Source organism: Sphingomonas populi, from assembly GCF_004208535.1.
GTDB classification, from domain to species: Bacteria; Pseudomonadota; Alphaproteobacteria; order Sphingomonadales; family Sphingomonadaceae; genus Sphingomonas; species Sphingomonas populi.
The window spans coordinates 251587-270442 of record NZ_SGIS01000001.1 but is presented as its reverse complement, the minus strand read 5'-3'; the positions used below and the strand labels follow the sequence as shown (position 1 = coordinate 270442).

The window sequence follows — 18856 nt, the reverse complement described above, 5'->3', positions numbered from 1 at the left end:
GGTGAACGGTCTTTACGATGAACTGCGGATCGCGATCCACGCGGTCTGGATGCGGCGCTGGATCGCGCTCGGCGTGGCATGGGCGGTCGCGATCGTCGGCTGGCTGTTCGTGGCGCAGATTCCGAGCAGCTACGAATCGACCGCGCGCGTGTTCGCGCAGATGCAGACATTGCTGCCCGCCGCCGTCGGCATTTCGCCGGCCGACCAGCAGAAGAATCTCGACACCGTCCGCCAGACGCTGACCTCTGCCGACAATCTCGAAAAGGTCGTGCGCGGCACCGATCTCGCCAACACCGTCGCAACCGACAAGGACGTGGCGGACCGGGTGGCGGCGCTCCAGCAGGCGGTGAAGATCACGTCCGAGCAGGACAATATCTTCACGATCTCGGTCAGCCAGAAAAGCCCCAAGGTCGCGCGGCAGGTCGTGCAGAAATTGCTCGATCTGTTCGTCGAGCAGAACCTGTCGGGCGACAAGGCCGAGACCACGCAGACGCTTCAATTCCTCGATCAGCAGCTTGCGCAGAAGCAGAAGCAGCTTTCCGATGCGGAAGCGAAACGCGAGGATTTCCAGAACCGCTACCTCGGCTCGCTGCCCGGCACCGGCTCGGTGGCCGACCGGATGGCGGCGGCGCGCAGCCAGATGGCGCAGGTCGACGGCGATCTCGCCGCCGCGCAGTCGGGACTGGCGGTCATCAACGGCCAGATGGCGGGAACGCCGGCGAGCGTTGCGGGCGCGAGCGCCACCGCCGGCAGCGCGGGGCCGGCGCGGGCGCGGCTGAACGCGATCCAGGGCCAGCTCAGCGACGCGCGCGGGCGCGGCTATACCGAGCAACACCCCGACGTCGTCGCGCTCAAGAGCCAACTCGCCGCCGCACAGGCCGCGGCGCGCAACGAACCTCTGGTCGGCGGATCGGCCGCCGGCGGCGCGTCCAATCCGCTGTACCTCCAGCTCAAGGCCAATCAGGCCGACAAACAGGCGCAGGTCGCCGCGCTGATGAGCCGCAAGCGCCAGCTTCAGGGCGATATCGATACGATCAGCGCCAAGCTGACCGGCGATTCGGGCGCAATGCAGGAACAGTCGCAGATCGAACGCGATTATCAGGTGCTCAAGGATAGCTACGACAAATTGCTGTCCGATCGCGAGGGCGTCCGCCTGCGCGGGCAGGCGCAGTCGCAGACCGACGCCATCAAGTTCAGCGTGCTCGATCAGCCGAGCGCGCCGCGCGTGCCGACCTCGCCCAACCGTCCGCTGCTGCTGACCGGGGTGCTGCTGGCGGCGCTAGTGATGGGGGCGGGCGCCGCGTTCGCGATGACTCAGGTGCAGACGACCTTCCCGACGCCCAAGCGGCTCGAAGCGGCGACCGGGCTGCCGGTGATCGGCTCGATCGGCGAGACCGTGACCAAGCTGCAGACCGCGCAGCGCCGCCGCCAGCTCGGTTATTTCGGCGGCGGCATGGCGGCCCTGGTGGTCGCGTGGGTGGCGCTGCTCGGCGTCGAGATGCTCCAGCGAGGACTTGCCGCATGAACGACATGACCTCGCGCAAACCGGGCGGTTCGCTGATCGAGCGCGCCGCCAAGGTCTATGATTTCAGCGCCGAACTGCGCGCGCGCAACCCCCAGCCTCCTGTTTCGGAAGCGGCACCGCCGCCGCTGCGGGTCATCGCGCCGATGGCGGAAGCGCCCGTGGAGTTGGATGCGCCCGCCGAGATGGCACCGCTCCGTGTTCCGTCTGGCGACGTCGCGGTGGTCGATCGCGCGATCCTGGCCGCCAACGGGCTGCTCGTGCCCGGCGCGCCGGTCGGGGCGCTCGCCGAGGAATTCCGGCTGGTCAAACGACACCTGATGGTGACCGCGCGGACATTGCGCCAGAAAGACGCGACGCGCGCGCGCACCATTCTGGTCTGCTCGGCCAAGCCAAACGACGGCAAGACCTATTGCGCGCTCAACCTCGCCATCTCGATGGCGGCGGAGCGCGAGGTCGAGGTGATCCTGATCGACGCCGATTTCGCCAAGCCCGATGTGATGAACCGGCTCGGCCTCGCCGACGGCCTCGGGCTGCTCGATGCGCTCGCCGATCCGACGATCGATATCGAGACCTGCGTGGTTCGCACCGACATCCCGCAGTTGAGCGTGCTGCCCGCTGGCACCAAATCGCACGACGATACCGAATTGCTCGGCAGCGCGCGCACCGCCGCGATCATCTCGGCGTTGCTCGCCGCCGATCCGCGCCGCGTATTGATCTTCGATTCGCCGCCGGTGCTGGCCGCGTCGCCCGCCGCCGTGCTCGCGCATCATGCCGGGCAGACCGTGCTGGTGGTGCGCGCCGATCGCACCGTCGAGGGCGATCTGCGCGAAGCGGTCGCGCTGCTCAGCGGCTGCGAAGACATCCAGTTGCTGCTCAACGCAGTGACCTATGCGCCCGGCGGCCGCCGCTTCGGCAGCTATTACGGGCAGGAGGACTCGAAATGAAGCGGACGCTCCTGACGGGAGCCGCCTGTGCGACACTGCTCGCCGCGCCCGTCCATGCGCAGGACCGGCACAAGTCGATCTCGCCCTATATCGAACTGAGCCAGGTCGCCGTCGCCGACCTGAGCGGTGACAATGACGTGCTGACCTATTCGACGGTCGCCGCCGGGGTCGATGCCGATTTGCATACCAATCGCGCCGATCTTCAGGTGAGCTATCGCTACGAACGCCGCATCGCGTGGAGCAAGCGTGTCGGCGACAGCGACGTCCACAGCGGCCTTGCGCGCGCGTCCGTCAAGATTGCGCCGGGCGTCAGCCTCGACGGCGGCGCGCTCGCCACGCGTTCGCGTTATGACATTCGCGGCGCAGCGCCGGTCAACCTCGCCGGCAATGTCGACAATATCAGCCAGGTCTATTCGGCCTATGCCGGCCCGACGCTCGCGACGAACGCCGGCCCGGTCGCGATCAACGCGGCGTACCGCTACGGCTACACCAAGGTCGAATCGCCCGGCGCGACCGGCGTCGCGCCCGGTGCGCAGCGGCTCGACGTGTTCGACAGCGCGCAGAGCCACGTCGCGACCGCATCCGCCGGCGTGAAGGCGGGCGAGGTGTTGCCGGTCGGCGTGACGGTGAGCGGCGCGTATGAGCGTGACACCGCCACCCAGCTCAGCCAGCGTTACGAAGGCAAATACGGGCGTGGCGACGTGGTGCTGCCGGTCACCCGCACGCTCGCGCTGCGCGCTGGTGTGGGATATGAGAAGATCAAGGTCACCCAGAAGGACGCGCTGCTCGACGCTGGCGGTAATCCGGTGATCGATCGTAATGGCCGCTACGTCACCAATCAGGCGTCACCACGCCGGATCGCCTATGAGACCGACGGGCTGATCTACGACGCTGGCGTGATCTGGCGTCCGTCGCCGCGTACTTTGCTGACCGCCAACGTCGGCAAGCGCTATGGCGGCATGAGCTATACCGGCTCGTTCTCCTATTCGCCGTCGCGTGCCGTAAACTTCCAGCTCGGCGTGTATGACTCGGTGACGACCTTCGGGCGCCAGTTGCAGGACGGCATCTCGCGTCTGCCAACCAGCTTCATCGACCAGCGCGACGCGTTCGGCCAGCAGTTCGGCGGATGCACGTTCGGCAACACCGCAGGTTCGGCGGGCGGGTGCCTCAACGGCGTGTTCCAGTCGATCTCGTCGTCATCGTACCGCGCGCGCGGCGTCGATGCGATCCTGTCTGCAAACCGTGGTCCGGTCAGCTACGGCATCGGCGCCGGCTACGCCAACCGCAAGTTCTTCGCGCCCGAGGGCGAGCAGTTCACCGTCGATGGCGTCGAGGACGAAAGCGTCTATGCACAGGCGTTCGCCTCGGTCACGCTCGATCGTGTTTCCAGCATCAGCGCGGACGTGATCGCGAATTACTATAAGAGCGGTATCGCCGGATCGCGCGGCATCTACAGCGAGGGCGCGACCGCGACCTATTACCGAACCTTCGGCCGGTTGGGGGCGACGGCGACCGCCGGCATCTACAATTTCAGCCAGCAGGGGCTGCGCGACCAGACTTCGGCCCAGGGCCAGGTCGGGATGCGGTATCAATTCTGAGGGTGTTGCCATGTACGACGACCATTATGGATTGAACGGACGGCCGTTCCAGCTCACGCCCGATCCGCGTTTCTGGTTCGATACCGCCACGCACCGCAAGGCGATGGCGTATCTCGGCTATGGCTTGAGCCAGGGCGAGGGCTTCATCGTCATCACCGGCGATGTCGGCGCTGGCAAGACCACGCTCGTCGGCCATCTGATGGCGACGATCGACCGCGATCGGTTGCAGGCGATCAAGATCGTCTCGACCCAGATCGAGGCGGACGATCTGCTTCGCATGGTCGGCAACGGGCTCGATCTCCACACCGATGGCATGACCAAGGCGCAACTGCTCACCGCGATCGAACGCGGGCTGCACGCCACTGCGCGCAGCGGCCGGCGCACGTTGCTGATCGTCGATGAGGCGCAGGCGCTGCCGGTCTCCGCGCTCGAAGAACTGCGGATGCTGTCGAACTTTCAGGCGGGCGGCCATGCGCTTCTCCAGATATTCCTGCTCGGCCAACCCGAGTTCCGCGAGCGGCTGCATGGCTCCGACCGGCTCGAACAGCTCCGCCAGCGCGTGATCGCGACGCATCACCTCGAACCGATGGAGCGCGAGGAAGTAGAGCCGTATATGAAGCACCGGCTCGGTGTAGTCGGCTGGACGGGCCGTCCGCATTTCACCGACGAAGCTTTCGCGGCGCTCTACGATGGTTCGGACGGCGTACCGCGCCGGCTCAACCAGCTTGCCGGGCGCGTGCTGCTGTTCGGTGCGATTGAGCAGCTCGATACGATCGACGCGGACGTGGTGAACACGGTGCTCGCGGATATTTCGAGCGACGCGCCCGAGAAGCCCGAACCGTTGCCGATCGTCAAGGCGACCGAGCCGACCACGGCGCCGCGCCCGATCCGGCATCTGCCGATCGAGGATGCCGTACCCGACGCCGAGTTGCTCGCGCGCATCGCCTCGCTCGAATCGCGTGTCGAGGAACCCGCCGCGCCCGACCAGTCGCTGATGCAGGCGATCGCCTCGATCGAATCGCGGCTGGAGAATGTCTCCGCCGGCCCGCGCGTCGATCGCGGCATCCTCGCGCGGTTGACGTCGCTCGAAGCGCGGGTCGAGAATGCACCCAAGGCCGATCCCGCGCTGGCCGAGCGGCTCGCCTCGGTTGAGGGACGTACCGACCAGATCGCGGTCGCCGTATCGGATGTCGATCAGACGGTTCGCGACGAACTCGCCGCGCTCGCTGCCTCGGTCGAACAGACGGCAGCGCGCATCCCTGCGATGGATGCGGCGAGCGACGAACGGCTCGCGGCGCTCGAAGCCCGGCTGGACCAGCTTGCCGCACGCGAGCCCGAGGCGGACCCGGCCATCGCGGCACTCGAAGCCCGGCTCGACGAGGTTGCGTCGCGCGGCCCGCAGAGCGATCCGGCCGTCGCCGATCATCTCGAATCGATCGAAGCCGCGATGGAGCAGCTCGCCGCGCGGCCGACCGATCTCAACCCCGCGCTCAAGGCGCGGCTCGATGCGCTGGAGACCCGGATCGACGAGGCGTTCGTCGCGTCCACCGCAGGCGACCCCGCCAGCCGTGCCCGCATCGCCTCGCTTGAGGCGCGCGTCGAAGAGCAGGACGCCGCCTTGCGCCGCGTGCTGACCTTGCTGGTCGATTGGGTCGAGGGCGATGGATCGCACGATACGACGGCGCTCCGCCGCGACCTGCGCTGAGCCGGAGCATGCGCCACGCGCTGTCGGTCGATATCGAGGAATGGTTTCAGGTCGGCGCGTTCGAGCGGGTGATCGACAGAAAAGACTGGGATTCGCTCGAATCGCGGGTTGAATACAACACCGACGCGGTGCTGGCGCTGTTCGCCGAAACCGGCGTGAAAGCGACGTTCTTCACGCTCGGCTGGGTCGCCGCACGCCACCCAGCGTTGATCCGCCGGATCGTCGCGGCCGGACACGAACTGGCGAGCCACGGCTGGGCGCACCAGCGTGTCTTCACGATGCAGCCCGAGGTGTTCCGCGCCGATATCGACCGGGCACGCAAGACGCTGGAGGACGCCGGCGGTGTGCGCGTCACCGGCTACCGCGCGCCGAGCTTCTCGATCGACGCCCGCACGCCCTGGGCGCATCCGATCCTCGCCGAGGCGGGATACGCCTATTCGTCAAGCGTAGCGCCGCTCAAGCACGATCATTACGGCTGGCCGGAGGCGTCCCGCTACGCCTTCCGCCCGGTCGCGGATTCGCCGTTGATCGAAGTGCCGGTGACAGTCGCCGCGTTCGGCAACCGCCGCATGGCGACCGGCGGCGGGTTCTTCCGGCTGTTCCCTGCGGCGCTGACCAATCATGCGGTGCGGCAGGTTTCGGCCGAGGGCCAGCCAGCGGTGTTCTACTTCCACCCGTGGGAGATCGATCCCGGCCAGCCGCGCATCGCCGCCGCGCCGCTCAAGTCGCGGCTGCGCCATTACAGTCGCTTGGGCGCGATGGCGGGCAAATTGCGCGGGCTGATCCGCCGCCACCGCTGGGACCGGATGGATTCGATCGTGGCCGAGATGAAAGGCGCTATGGCGTGACCGTGCCTTTGCTGTCGCCCTTGCTCGGCCTACGCACAGCCGATCTGACCGACGCCGCCGAAGCCGCGCGCATCGCCGATTTCGTGCGCGCGCATCCTGAGGGTACGCCGTTCCATCTGCCCGCCTGGAGCCTTGCCGTTGCGCGAGGCTGCGGCCAACGCAGCCATACCTTGATCGCCGAGCGCGGTGACGGATCGATCGAAGGCGTGCTGCCCATGACGGAGGTCCGCTCGCGGCTGTTCGGGCGCGCTTTGGTCTCGAACGGGTTCGCGGTCGGCGGCGGCATCCTCGCCGGCAGCGACGCGGCGGCGGGTGTGCTGGCCGAAGCGGGCTGGGCGCTCGCGCTGAAACTCGGTTGCCCGAGCCTCGAATTGCGCGGCGGCGGCGTGCCCGATGGCGACTGGATCGCGGAGGAGGGCGCCTATCTCGGCTTCACTCGTCCGCTTGCGGCTTCGGACGATGCGCAACTCACCGCCATCCCGCGCAAGCAGCGCGCCGAGGTGCGCAAGGCGCTCGCGCTCGATCTCGACGTGACGGTCGGCAGCGGCGCCGCTGATGTGAAGGCGCATTACGCGGTCTATGCCGAATCGGTGCGCAACCTCGGCACGCCGGTGTTCCCGGCGAAACTGTTCCGCAGCGTGCTCGCGGCGTTCGGTGACGATGCCGATATCCTGACGATCCGCTCGGCCGGCAAGCCGGTCGCGAGCGTGCTAAGCTTGTATCACGCCGGTACGGTCTATCCCTATTGGGGCGGCGGCACGCTTGCGGCGCGCGCGCTTCGTGCCAACGACCGCATGTATTTCGCGCTGATGAGCCATGCCCGCGCGCGCGGTTGCACGCGGTTCGATTTCGGACGGTCGAAGGCCGGCACCGGGCCGGCGGCGTTCAAGAAGAATTGGGGTTTCGAAGGGGTGCCGCTGCGCTATGCCAAGCGCGTGAAACCCGGTGACACCCCGCGCGAGATCAACCCGCTCAGCCCGAAATACCGGCTGCAAGTCGCCGTGTGGAAGACGCTGCCCTTGGGGATCGCGAACCTGCTCGGTCCGCACATCGCCAAGGGTCTCGGATAGCCGATGGGCGACATATTGTTCCTGGCGCACCGCGTCCCCGATCCGCCCGATCGCGGCGACAAGATCCGTGGGTTCCACATTCTCAAGCATCTGTCGCAGCGCGCCCGCACGCACCTGGTCGCTTTCGCCGATGATCCGCGTGACCTGAACCGTGCCGGCAGCCTGCCGTGGCTGACCGGCGAGCGCGCGGTGCTGTGGCGGGGCAAACCGCGCTGGCGTGCCGCCGCCGAGGCTATGGTGCAGGGCCGGCCGGTCTCGCTGACCTCGTTCGACGATGCGGCGGTGCGCGCCAAGGTCGACGATCTGCTCGCGCGCCATCCGATCGACACGATCTACGTCTTCTCGGGGCAGATGGCGCAATATCTGCCGGCATGTTCGGACCACCGCATCGTGATGGACTTCGTCGACATGGATTCGGCCAAGTTCGCCGACTACGCCAACGACGCGCATGGCCCATCGCGCTGGATGATGGCGCGCGAGGCCAGGCTGTTGCAGGCGTTCGAGCGTGATGTCGCCGCGTGTTCCGACGCCAGCCTGTTCGTCAGCGCCGCCGAGGCGGCGCTGTTTCGCGAGGCGACGGGCGCGGCGCGAGTCCATGCGATCGAGAACGGCATCGACACCGCTGTGTTCGACCCCGCCGCCAGCTTCGAACGCGTCGCGGCGGAGGGCGATCTGATCGTCTTCACCGGCCAAATGGATTATCGCCCCAATATCGAGGCGGTGACGTGGTTCGCGCAGGATATTATGCCGCTGATCCGGGTCGAACACCCGCAGGCACAGTTCGCGATCGTCGGTCGGGCGCCGTCCGAGGCGGTGAAGGCGCTCGCCAGCCGGCCCGGCGTGATCGTCACCGGCGAGGTCGCCGACGTGCGCGGCTGGCTCGCCGCCGCTGCCGTGGTGGTCGCGCCGTTGAAGCTGGCGCGCGGTATCCAGAACAAGGTGCTTGAAGCGATGGCGATGGCGCGGCCGGTGGTCACCTCCGCGCCCGCCGCCGAGGGGATCGATCACGCCGGCACGATCCGCGTCGGCGCGACTGCCGCCGAGATCGCGCAAGCTACCGGCTTGCTGCTCGGCGACAAACCCACCGCCGCCGCGATCGGCGCAGCCGCGCGGGCGCAAGTGCAGCGCCGCTATAGTTGGCAAGCATGCCTCGCGCCGCTCGATGCGATGCTCACCGACCAACGTGTGGAACGCGTCGCGGCATGACCTACGCGTTTCCGTCCGCCGACTTCGCGCCGGCGACCTCCGTACAGGCGGCATGGCGCCGTCATCTCATCGCGCTGGTGGCCGTTGCGCTCGTGATCGTCGCGACCTTCTGGCGCGATGTGACGACGCTCGCGCATCTGTGGTGGACGAGCACGACCTTCGGGCATTGCCTGTTCATCGGCCCCGTCCTCGCGTGGCTGGTGTGGGCGCGCCGCGCCGATCTCGGCAAGCTGACCCCGGTCGGCTGGGCGCCGGGGCTGGCGATCGTCGCGTGCGGTGGTCTTGGGTGGCTGCTCGGCGATGCCGGCGGCGTGGCCCTGGCGCGGCAACTCGGGCTGGTGATGATGCTGCAAGGCGCGGTCGTCACCCTGCTCGGGCCGAACGTTGCGCGCGGGCTGCTGTTTCCTTTGTGCTACGCGGTCTTTCTCGTGCCGTTCGGCGAGGGGATGGAGGGCCCGTTGCAGACCGTCACCGTCGCGCTGACGATGCCGATGCTCCACCTGTTCGGCGTGCCCGCGCAGGTCGATGGCGTGCTCATCACCATCCCCAACGGCTATTTCGAAGTGGCCGAAGCGTGTTCGGGCGCGAAGTTCGTGATCGCGATGATCGCCTATGGCACGCTCGTCGCCAACGTGTGCTTCGTGTCGTGGGGCCGGCGGGCGGCGTTCATGGTGATGGCGCTGATCGTGCCCGTGGTCGCCAACGGCATCCGCGCGTTCGCGACGATCTATGCGGCGTATCTCACCTCGGTGGAGGCGGCTACGGGCTTCGACCATATCCTGTACGGCTGGATCTTCTTCGGGCTGGTGATGGCGGCGGTGATCGCGATCGGCTGGCGCTGGTTCGATCGCGCGCCGGATGCGCCGGTGTTCGATGCGGCGAAGCTCCAGAGCGTGCCGCGCTTCCGGCTCGACGCTCTGCTCGCGGCGGCCTTGGTGCTGGTGACGGTGGCGGTATTCCCCGCGTGGAGCACAGCCATCGCCAACCGTGCGCAGCCCTTGCCCGACCGCATCGCCTTGCCCGAGGTGCCCGGCTGGCATCGCGTGCCGATGAGTACGCGCGCACCGTGGGCGCCCAACTATCCCGGCGCCGACCATTATCTGATCGGGCGCTATGCCGATGCGAGCGGTGATCCGGTCGATCTCGCGATCGCCGTTTACGGGGCTCAGCATGAGGGCAAGGAGATCGTCTCGTTCGGCGTCGGCGCGTTGCGCGAGGACGACGTGTGGGTGCGGATCGAGGATTTGCCCGATCTCGACGGCGGCGCGGTGATCCACGTCACCGCGCCCGGCCCGGTCGAGCGCGAGATCGCGACCTGGTATCGGGTCGGTGACATCGTCACCTACAGCGGCGCGCGGCAGAAGCTGGCGACATTGCAGGCCAAGCTGCTCGGCGGCCCGCAGCGCGCGGTGGCGGTGCATGTCTCCGCCGAGGTGTTGCCGGGGCGCGACCCGCGCGCGGCGATGCAACGCTTCCTGACCGCGCTCGGCCCGATCGATGTGGTCGCAGATCGCGCTGCCGGGATGCCGCGCTGATGTGCGGGATCGCCGGCATGTTCTATCCCGCCATGCCCAAGCCGGTCGATCCGGCGCGGGTGCGCGCGATGACCGACGTGCAGGCACATCGCGGCCCCGACGGTGGCGACGTGTGGACCGCGCCTGGAGTCGGATTGGGGCATCGCCGCCTGTCGATCATCGACATCGCCGGCAGTCCGCAACCGATGCGAAGCGCCGACGGATCGCTGACCGTCACCTACAACGGCGAAATCTACAACTTCGCCGAACTGCGTGCCAAATTGCAGGCCAAGGGCGCGCGCTTCGTCACCTCCGGCGATACCGAGGTGCTGTTGCACGGCTGGGCGGCGTGGGGGCCGGCGCTGCTCGATCGATTGAACGGCATGTTCGCCTTTGCGATCCACGATGCCGCGCGCCAGACGCTGTTCCTCGCGCGCGACCGGATGGGCGTGAAGCCGCTTCATTACGTCGAATTGTCCGACGGCGCGGTGGCGTTCGCGTCGGAACTGAAGGGCCTGCTCGCGCATCCGCTGCTGCGCCGCACGCCGCAGCTCACCGCGATCGAGGATTATCTCGCGTTCGGCTATGTGCCCGACGATACCTGCCTCGTTGCCGGGGTGAAGAAGCTCCCCGCCGGGCATTTCCTGTTGCTCGAACGCGGCAAGCCGGTGCCCGCGCCATCGCGCTGGTGGGATATCGACTTCTCGCGCCGCGCCACCGGCAGTCGCAAGGCGCTGGAGGAGGAACTGGTCGAGCGGATGCGCGCCGCCGTCACGCTGCGGATGGTTGCCGACGTGCCGCTCGGCGCGTTCTTGTCGGGCGGGGTCGATAGCTCGGCGGTGGTCGCGCTGATGGCCGAGGCTTCTCCACGCGCGGTGAAGACCTGCACGATCGGCTTCGATGTGGCCGGGGTGGACGAGCGCAGCTACGCCGATGTGATCGCCAAGCGCTTCGCCACCGAGCATCGGGAGCGGATCGTCTCGCCGGATGATTACGCGCTGATCGATACGTTGGTCGCGTCGTTCGACGAGCCGTTCGCCGACGCCTCCTCGCTCGCCACCTACCGCGTGTGCGAGCTGGCGCGCGAGACGGTGACGGTCGCGCTGTCCGGCGACGGTGCGGACGAGGCATTCGCCGGCTATCGCCGCTACAAGTTTCAGGCGGCGGAGGAGCGGGTGCGGGCGCTGCTGCCCGCATCGCTGCGCTCCAGCGTGTTCGGTACGCTCGGGCGGCATTATCCAAAGGCCGATTGGGCGCCGCGTACCTTTCGCGCCAAGACGACCTTGCTCGCGCTCGCGGAGGACGGCGCCGAGGGCTATGCCCGCTCGGTCGGCGTGACGACGCCCGCGTTGCGCGCGGCTTTGCTCACCGACAGCGCCCGCAAAGCGCTCGGCGGGCACCGCGCCGAGGATCGCTACGTCCGCGCGATGCACGATGCACCGGCGCGCGACGCGCTCGACCGCGCGCAATATGCCGATTTCCAGCATTGGCTGCCCGGCGACATCCTCACCAAGGCCGATCGCACCAGCATGGCGGTGAGCCTCGAAGCGCGCGAACCTTTGCTCGACTATAAGCTGGTCGAATTCGCCGCGACCTTGCCCGATGATCTGCGGCTGCGCCACGGGCAGGGCAAGTGGCTGATGAAGAAGGCGATGGAGCGGTATCTGCCGAAAGATATCCTCTATCGCCCGAAGATGGGGTTCGTCACTCCGGTTGGCGCTTGGTTCCGCAGCAGCCTCGCGGACGAGGCGGCGGCGCTGGCGCGCTCGCGCACGCTGATCGGCAGCGGCTGGTTCGATCCCCGCGCAATCGAGACAATCGCCGCCGATCATCGCGCGGGCCGCGCCGATCACGGTCGCACGCTATGGCAATTGGTGATGCTCGAACGCAGCATGGCGCGGCTGTTCGGCACCTGATCTGCACCGCCCGCGCTTGACGAAAGCCGGCGCGCTTCCTAGCTCGCCGACATGGCCATTTTGGAAATTCTCGAAGTCCCGGATCCCCGGTTGAAGAAGCATGCGAAGCCGGTCGAGGCGATCGACGACGGCGTGCGCAAGATCGTGTCCGATATGTTCGACACGATGTACGACGCGCGCGGCATCGGACTCGCCTCGATCCAGGTCGGCGTCGAGCAGGCGATCGTGGTGATCGATCTTCAGGAAGACGAACCGCCGCTGGAAGAAGGCGGCGAACCGCGCCCCGGCCGCCAGCCGCGCGTGTTCATCAACCCCGAAATCCTGTGGCAGAGCGACGATCTCGCGGTGTACGCCGAAGGGTGTCTGTCGATCCCGGAGAATTACGCTGATGTAGAGCGCCCCGCGCGCTGCCGGGTGAAGTGGCTCGACCTTGACGGTGGCGCGCATGAGGAAGAGTTTGACGGGCTGCTGTCGACCTGTGTCCAGCATGAGATGGATCACCTCGCCGGCATCGTCTTCATCGATCACGTCTCGCGGTTGAAGCGCGACATGATCCTCAAGAAGCTCGCGAAGGCCCGCAAGGCGGCGTAACACCGTTTGTCGCAGCGCGGTTGATCGCTTGGCCCGGAAACGATAGGTTCGCCCTTCGTTCCGGGGAGCAGGTGTTTGGACGGGTTTTTCGCGATTATCGTCATCGTGGCGCTGCTGTGCGGCGTCGCGCTCGGCTGGTTTCTTGGTCAGCGCGGGACAGCGGCGATCCAGGCCGAACGCGATGCGCGCGAAGCCGATTTCAAGCGCGCGATCGTCGATCTCGCCGGCGCCGAGGAGCGCGCGCGTGCGGCGTTTGGCTTGCGCGAGGAACTCGTCGAAGTGCGCGCCGAGCTTTCGGAGATGCGTGAGGATCGCGACCGCGTGCGGCTGGAGAACACCGCGCTCAAGACTCACGCCGCCTCGTTCGAACACCGGCTTTCGGAGCGGCTGGCCGAAGAAGAGGCGCGCCTCAAGATGGCGCATGACGCGCACGAAGCGCGCGAACGTGCGCTGCGCGAGGCGTTCCAGGCGCGCGAACAGACCAGCACCGAGACGTATGAAGCGCGGATCGCGGGGCTGCTCCACGCCAAGGATCTGCTCGCCACGCAATTTGCCGAGGTGTCGAACAAGCTGCTGAGCGAGGCGCAGGAGAATTTCCTCAAGCGCGCCGATGAACGCTTCCGCCAGTCCGAGGAAACGGCGGGGCAGAACCTCAAGTCGATGCTCCAGCCGGTCAGCGACCGCCTGCTCCGCTACGAGGAGACGGTGACCAAGGTCGAGGCCGAGCGGCTGAGCGCGTTCGACCAGTTGAAGGGCCAGCTCGAAGGCCTGCGAGTCGGGCAGGAGAAGGTCTCCACCGAGGCGGCCAAGCTGGTCAATTCGCTGCGCAACGCGCCCAAGTCACGCGGCCGCTGGGGCGAGCAGCAGTTGAAGAACGTGCTCGAAACCTGCGGCCTGTCCGAACATACCGATTTTCAGACCGAGGTGAGCATCGCCGGCGGCGACGAGGGCGGCCGGCTTCGCCCGGACGCGATCGTCAAGGTGCCGGGGGGGCGCAGCCTCGTCATCGATGCCAAGGTCTCGCTCAACGCCTATCAGGACGCGTTCGGCGCGGTCGATGAAAACGAGCGCAGGACCGGGCTGGCCGCGCACGCCGCATCGATGCGCGCGCACGTCAACGGGCTCGGCAACAAGGCGTATTGGAACCAGTTCGCCGATGCGCCGGATTACGTCATCATGTTCGTGCCGGGCGAGCATTTCCTCACCGCCGCACTCGAATATGATCCGACGTTATGGGACTTCGCGTTCGAAAAGCGCGTCTTGCTGGCAACGCCGACGAATTTGATCGCGATCGCGCGGACGGTCGATGCGGTGTGGCGGCAGGAGAAGATGGCCAAGCAGGCGCAGGAGATCGGCGCGCTCGGCAAGGAACTCTACGAACGGCTCGCCAAGGCGGCGGGTGATTTGCGCAAGGTTGGCGGCGGGCTGACATCGGCCGTGAACAATTACAACACCTTCGTGAGCAGCTTCGAAAGCCGCGCGCTGGTGACGGCGCGCAAGTTCCGTGATCTCAACATCGACACGGGCGCGAAGGAAATCGAAGAAGCATCGCCCGTCGAAGCGCTCGCCCGCTACGGCGACGCCGCGCCGGCGTTGGCCGCACCTGTGGACGAGGCGGCGGAGTAGCCGGCGCTCAGCCCGTCACGCCGCGCGCTTGCCCGCGCTCTCGGCCTGTTCCAGCACCTCGATCATCTCGACCACCGCCCCGAAAGCGCGCGCCAGCGCGGCGAGCAGCGACACGGTCTCGTCGTCGATCAGGCGGGCCTTGCGCCAATAGGCGCCGATCGCGCCGCTGGGTTCGCCCAGCCCGACCGGGAACACCGCGACGCTTTCTGCATAGGTCGCCAGATAGGCATTTTGCGGCACATCGTCTGCAAGGCGAACTTCGGGGATGATGATCGGCCGTTTCTCGAGGATCGCGTAACCGGCCAGGCATTCGCTGATCGGGAACCTGCGTCCTTCCCAGAACGGCATGGGCGCATCTTCCGCCACATAAACGGTTTCATCGCCCTCGCGGCGGACGATCGTCACGCCGTCGGAGCCGACGACCTCACGCGAGCAGCTACGCAGGATCGCGATCGCTTCGGGCAGCGTCGCCGATCGCGACAATCGATGAACCGCCTCGGTGAGTGCGTGCCAGCGATCGATCGGAGTCCCGTCCGCCATGCGTCTTCTCCCGAGAGCGTCCTTCATGACGGTCACGGGAGAGACTATATCACCCCGCCGCTTTCGCCAAACCTTTCGCCAGTTGCAGGGCGCCGTGGAGCCGCGCCTTGGGGTCGGCCCAGACGCGTGTGATCACCAGCTTGCTGTCGGGGCGCAGTTTCGCCACGTCGCCGACGCGCTTGAGCCACGCCAGCAGCCCATCGATATTCGGCGGCTTGTCGTCGTGGAACGCCACCAGCGCGCCGCGCGGGCCGACGTCGATCTTGGCGACGCAGGCTTTCTTGGCGTGGAGCTTGATCTCGATGATGCGGATGAGATTTTCGGTCGGATCGGGCAGCGGGCCGAACCGGTCGATCAGTTCGGCAGCGAACGCCTCGACCTCGCCGGTATCCTCGAGATCGTTGAGGCGCCGGTACAGCCCCATGCGAAGGTCGAGGTCCGGCACGTAATCCTCCGGGATGAGGATCGGTGCATCGACGGTGATCTGCGGCGAAAAATTCTTCGGACGCATACGCTCACCGCCCGCCTTCGCCTCCATGATCGCCTCTTCAAGCATCGCCTGGTAGAGTTCGTAGCCGACCTCCTTGATATGCCCGGATTGCTCGTCGCCGAGCAGATTGCCGGCGCCGCGAATGTCGAGATCATGGCTGGCGAGCTGGAAGCCGGCGCCGAGGCTGTCGAGATCGGACAGCACCTTCAATCTTTTCTCCGCCGTCTCCGTCATGATGCGATCGGGCGGGGTGGTGAGATAGGCATAAGCGCGCGTCTTCGATCGTCCCACCCGGCCGCGAAGCTGATAAAGCTGCGCCAATCCGAACCGATCGGCGCGGTGCAGGATCATCGTGTTGGCGCTCGGGATGTCGAGGCCGCTTTCGACGATCGTGGTGGAAACGAGCACCTCGAACTTCTTGTCGTAGAACGCCGACATGCGCTCCTCGACCTGGCTCGGCGCCATCTGGCCGTGCGCGACGACATAGCGAATTTCGGGCACGCCTTCACGCAGGAAGTCCTCGATCTCGGGCAGATCGGCGATGCGCGGCGTGACGAAGAAGCTCTGGCCGCCGCGATAATGTTCGCGCAACAACGCCTCGCGCAGCACCACCGGGTCCCACGGCATGACATAGGTCCGCACTGCCAGCCGATCGACCGGCGGCGTCTGGATCACCGAGAGTTCGCGCAGGCCGGACATCGCCATCTGGAGCGTGCGCGGGATCGGCGTGGCGGTGAGGGTGAGGACGTGGACGTCGGTCTTGAGCGACTTCAGGCGCTCCTTGTGGGTCACGCCGAACCGCTGCTCCTCATCGACGATGACGAGGCCGAGCCGCTTGAACTCGATGCCCTTGGCGAGGATGGCATGCGTGCCGACCACGACGTCGACGGTGCCGTCGGCGAGGCCGTCCTTGGTCGCCTTCATCTCCGCAGCGGTGACGAGCCGTGAGAGCCGCCCGACCTTGATCGGAAACCCCTCGAACCGGCTTGCGAAATTGTTGAAATGCTGGCGCGCGAGCAGGGTTGTCGGGCACACGATCGCGACCTGCTTGCCCGCCATCGCGGCGGCGAACGCGCCGCGCAAAGCGACTTCGGTCTTGCCGAAGCCGACATCGCCGACGACGAGCCGGTCCATCGGCGTGCCTTTGGCGAGATCCTCCAGCACCTCGCCGATCGCGCGCTCCTGATCCTCGGTTTCCTCATAGGGGAAGCGATCGACGAACTCTGCATAGCCGCTGTCGGCCTCGATCACGTCGGCGGGATGCAACGCGCGTTCGGCCGCGGTCGCGATCAGTTCGCCGGCGATCTCGCGGATTCGCTCCTTCATGCGGCTCTTGCGCCGCTGCCACGCCTCGCCACCGAGCCGGTCGAGGCTCGCGCCCTCGCTGTCCGAGCCGTAGCGCGAGAGCACGTCGATATTCTCGACCGGCACGAACAATTTGTCGCCACCCGCGTAGGAGAGCGCGACGCAATCGTGCGGGCTCTTGCCGACGGGGATCGAGGTCAGCCCCTCGTAACGGCCGATGCCGTGGTCGACATGGACGACGAGATCGCCGGGCGTGAGCATCGCCAGTTCGGCGAGGAAAGCGTCGGCGGATTTCTTGCGCTTGGCCCGCCGCACCAGCCGGTCGCCGAGCATGTCCTGTTCGGTGAGCAACGCGACATCGGGCGTGGTGAAGCCGTGGTCGAGCGGCAGGATGATGAGCGATACGCCGCCAGACCCAAGCGACCCCTTGGCTCCCCCCCCGGGAGGAGAGGGGTTGGGGGTGGGGTGCTCTGCAACTGCCGATCCGCCCACCACAGGCCGACCCACCCCCGGCCCCTCCCTCTCAGGGAGGGGAGCTAAGGCGGGAGTGATGGCGGCAGCGCCCAGCGCTTCCTGCCACGTCGCCACCTTGGTCGACGCCTTGAGGCCGTGATCGGCGAGCAACGTCGCCAGCCGCTCGCGCGAGCCGCCTGAATAGCTGGCCAGCACCGGCTTCTTGCCCTGCCGGCGCAGCTTGGCGATATGCTCGACCACCGCCTCGTACACGTTGACGCCGCCGGCGCGCTCGGGCGCGAAATCGCGCGGGCCATCGACCTGGAAGTCGAGTACGGTCGCGCTCTCGGGTTCGTGGAACGGCGTGACGAGGTGCGCGGGTGCGGTTTGCAGCGCCTCGGCGAATTCCTTCGCGGTTAGGTACAGGGCGCTCGGCGGCAGCGGGCGGTAGCTGCCCGGCTCATTGGTCAGCGCCTTGACGCGGTTGGCGTGATAATCGTTGATCGCCTCGAAACGCTGCTCGGCGGCCGCCTGCACGCCCGAATCGCGCACGATCACCGCGTCGTCGCCGAGATGGTCGAACAGGGTGACCATCTTGTCTTCGAACAGCGGCAGCCAATGCTCCATGCCCGCCAGCCGCCGCCCGTCGCTGATCGCCTGATACAGCGGATCGCCGGTCGCAGTCGCGCCGAAGCGCTCGCGGTAGCGGCTGCGGAAGCGCTTGATGCTCTCCTCGTCGAGCAAAGTTTCGGAGGCGGGGAGGAGGGTGAAACCGTCGATCCGCCCGGTGGTGCGCTGGTCGGCGGGGTCGAAGGTACGGACCGATTCGATCTCGTCGCCAAAGAAGTCGAGCCGCAGCGCCGCCTCAGCGCCGCTCGGGAACAGATCGACCAGGCCACCGCGCACCGCGAACTCGCCCGAATCGGCGACCGTCTCGACGCGAACATAGCCGTTGGCCTGAAGTTGTGCCGCGAGCCGGTCGCGCCCGATCCGCTCGCCCGGCGCGAGCTTGGCGACCAGTTGGCGGATGCGGAACGGGGTCAGCGTGCGCTGCGCCAGCGCGTTGGCGGTGGTGATGAGCAGTTGCGGCGCCTTGGTCGGCTGCTGGAGCCGGTGCAGCGTCGCCATCCGCTCGGCCATCACGCGCAGCGTCGGCGAGGCGCGATCGTAGGGCAGGCAATCCCACGCCGGAAACATCAGCACTTCGAGATCGGGCGCAAACACCGGCGCGGTCGCCGCGACCGCACGCATCGCCGCCTCGTCCGATGCGACGAACACCGCGCGAGAAGGCGCGGCGCGGGCGAGATCGGCGAGCAGCCACGGTGCGAACCCGGCCGGTACGCCGGCGAGGGTCAGCGGGGTCTTGGCGGCGAGGATGGTCTTCAGATCGGGCATTTTATCTTTCTTCTCCCTCTCCCCGCCTGCGGGGAGAGGGCCGGGGAGAGGGGCAGTCACGAGCGGGGCGCCTGACGACGGGGGCCCCCCCCCCCCCCCCCCAGCCAGGGGCCCCCCCACACCCCCCCCC

At 67.4% G+C, this 18856-nt stretch carries 13 protein-coding genes; 11 read left to right on the top strand and 2 right to left on the bottom strand.

Annotation, left to right across the window (positions count from 1 at the left end; all coding sequences use genetic code 11):
* Position 1 precedes the first annotated feature (1 nt).
* The 11 genes from EWE75_RS01265 (at position 2) to EWE75_RS01215 (ending at position 14543) form a co-directional block, all read left to right on the top strand.
* On the top strand, positions 2 to 1525 hold the full coding sequence (locus tag EWE75_RS01265; protein ID WP_130154866.1) for an XrtA system polysaccharide chain length determinant: 1524 nt from the start codon (positions 2 to 4) through the stop codon (positions 1523 to 1525).
* On the top strand, positions 1522 to 2469 hold the full coding sequence (locus EWE75_RS01260) for a P-loop NTPase family protein (RefSeq protein WP_130154865.1): 948 nt from the start codon (positions 1522 to 1524) through the stop codon (positions 2467 to 2469). The genes EWE75_RS01265 and EWE75_RS01260 overlap by 4 nt, the downstream gene beginning before the upstream one ends.
* Positions 2466 to 4067: a TonB-dependent receptor gene (locus EWE75_RS01255; protein WP_130154864.1), complete on the top strand. Its 1602-nt coding sequence runs from the start codon at positions 2466 to 2468 to the stop codon at positions 4065 to 4067. The genes EWE75_RS01260 and EWE75_RS01255 overlap by 4 nt, the downstream gene beginning before the upstream one ends.
* Before the next feature lie 10 nt (positions 4068 to 4077).
* Positions 4078 to 5772 carry an XrtA/PEP-CTERM system-associated ATPase gene (locus EWE75_RS26215; RefSeq protein WP_427915757.1) on the top strand — a complete coding sequence of 565 codons (1695 nt, stop codon included), beginning with the start codon at positions 4078 to 4080 and terminating at the stop codon, positions 5770 to 5772.
* An 8-nt stretch (positions 5773 to 5780) separates the two neighbouring features.
* A complete protein-coding gene (locus EWE75_RS01245; protein WP_130154863.1) occupies positions 5781 to 6620 on the top strand; it encodes an XrtA system polysaccharide deacetylase in 840 nt (279 codons plus the stop codon).
* Positions 6617 to 7690: a FemAB family XrtA/PEP-CTERM system-associated protein gene (locus tag EWE75_RS01240; protein WP_130154862.1), complete on the top strand. Its 1074-nt coding sequence runs from the start codon at positions 6617 to 6619 to the stop codon at positions 7688 to 7690. Before EWE75_RS01245 ends, EWE75_RS01240 begins: the two co-directional genes overlap by 4 nt.
* A 3-nt stretch (positions 7691 to 7693) precedes the next feature.
* The gene (locus EWE75_RS01235) at positions 7694 to 8896 is read left to right on the top strand and encodes a TIGR03087 family PEP-CTERM/XrtA system glycosyltransferase (RefSeq protein ID WP_130154861.1); all 1203 of its coding nucleotides are present in this window, start codon (positions 7694 to 7696) and stop codon (positions 8894 to 8896) included.
* Positions 8893 to 10431 (top strand): exosortase A, encoded by a 1539-nt coding sequence (xrtA, locus tag EWE75_RS01230; protein ID WP_130154860.1) that lies wholly within the window; start codon positions 8893 to 8895, stop codon positions 10429 to 10431. Before EWE75_RS01235 ends, xrtA begins: the two co-directional genes overlap by 4 nt.
* Complete coding sequence (locus EWE75_RS01225; protein ID WP_130154859.1) at positions 10431 to 12326, top strand: XrtA/PEP-CTERM system amidotransferase; 1896 nt, start codon at positions 10431 to 10433, stop codon at positions 12324 to 12326. The genes xrtA and EWE75_RS01225 overlap by 1 nt, the downstream gene beginning before the upstream one ends.
* Positions 12327 to 12377: 51 nt before the next feature.
* The gene (gene def, locus EWE75_RS01220; RefSeq protein ID WP_130154858.1) at positions 12378 to 12917 is read left to right on the top strand and encodes a peptide deformylase; all 540 of its coding nucleotides are present in this window, start codon (positions 12378 to 12380) and stop codon (positions 12915 to 12917) included.
* Between the two features lie 75 nt (positions 12918 to 12992).
* A complete protein-coding gene (locus tag EWE75_RS01215) occupies positions 12993 to 14543 on the top strand; it encodes a DNA recombination protein RmuC (RefSeq protein WP_130154857.1) in 1551 nt (516 codons plus the stop codon).
* A gap of 15 nt (positions 14544 to 14558) precedes the next feature.
* Here EWE75_RS01215 and EWE75_RS01210 read toward each other — a convergent pair whose 3' ends face one another.
* Complete coding sequence (locus EWE75_RS01210; protein ID WP_165388232.1) at positions 14559 to 15083, bottom strand: GAF domain-containing protein; 525 nt, start codon at positions 15081 to 15083, stop codon at positions 14559 to 14561.
* 49 nt (positions 15084 to 15132) lie between these two features.
* Positions 15133 to 18726 carry a transcription-repair coupling factor gene (mfd, locus tag EWE75_RS01205; protein ID WP_130154855.1) on the bottom strand — a complete coding sequence of 1198 codons (3594 nt, stop codon included), beginning with the start codon at positions 18724 to 18726 and terminating at the stop codon, positions 15133 to 15135.
* Positions 18727 to 18856: the final 130 nt, after the last annotated feature.

Bases quoted from the DNA above. Each gene is read 5' to 3' on its own strand.
- EWE75_RS01225 (WP_130154859.1), top strand. From the start codon at position 10,431: ATGTGCGGGATCGCCGGCATGTTCTATCCCGCCATGCCCAAGCCGGTC.
- EWE75_RS01245 (WP_130154863.1), top strand. From the start codon at position 5,781: ATGCGCCACGCGCTGTCGGTCGATATCGAGGAATGGTTTCAGGTCGGC.
- EWE75_RS01260 (WP_130154865.1), top strand. From the start codon at position 1,522: ATGAACGACATGACCTCGCGCAAACCGGGCGGTTCGCTGATCGAGCGC.
- EWE75_RS01235 (WP_130154861.1), top strand. From the start codon at position 7,694: ATGGGCGACATATTGTTCCTGGCGCACCGCGTCCCCGATCCGCCCGAT.
- EWE75_RS01255 (WP_130154864.1), top strand. From the start codon at position 2,466: ATGAAGCGGACGCTCCTGACGGGAGCCGCCTGTGCGACACTGCTCGCC.
- EWE75_RS01210 (WP_165388232.1), bottom strand. From the start codon at position 15,083: ATGGCGGACGGGACTCCGATCGATCGCTGGCACGCACTCACCGAGGCG.
- mfd (WP_130154855.1), bottom strand. From the start codon at position 18,726: ATGCCCGATCTGAAGACCATCCTCGCCGCCAAGACCCCGCTGACCCTC.
- xrtA (WP_130154860.1), top strand. From the start codon at position 8,893: ATGACCTACGCGTTTCCGTCCGCCGACTTCGCGCCGGCGACCTCCGTA.
- EWE75_RS26215 (WP_427915757.1), top strand. From the start codon at position 4,078: ATGTACGACGACCATTATGGATTGAACGGACGGCCGTTCCAGCTCACG.
- def (WP_130154858.1), top strand. From the start codon at position 12,378: ATGGCCATTTTGGAAATTCTCGAAGTCCCGGATCCCCGGTTGAAGAAG.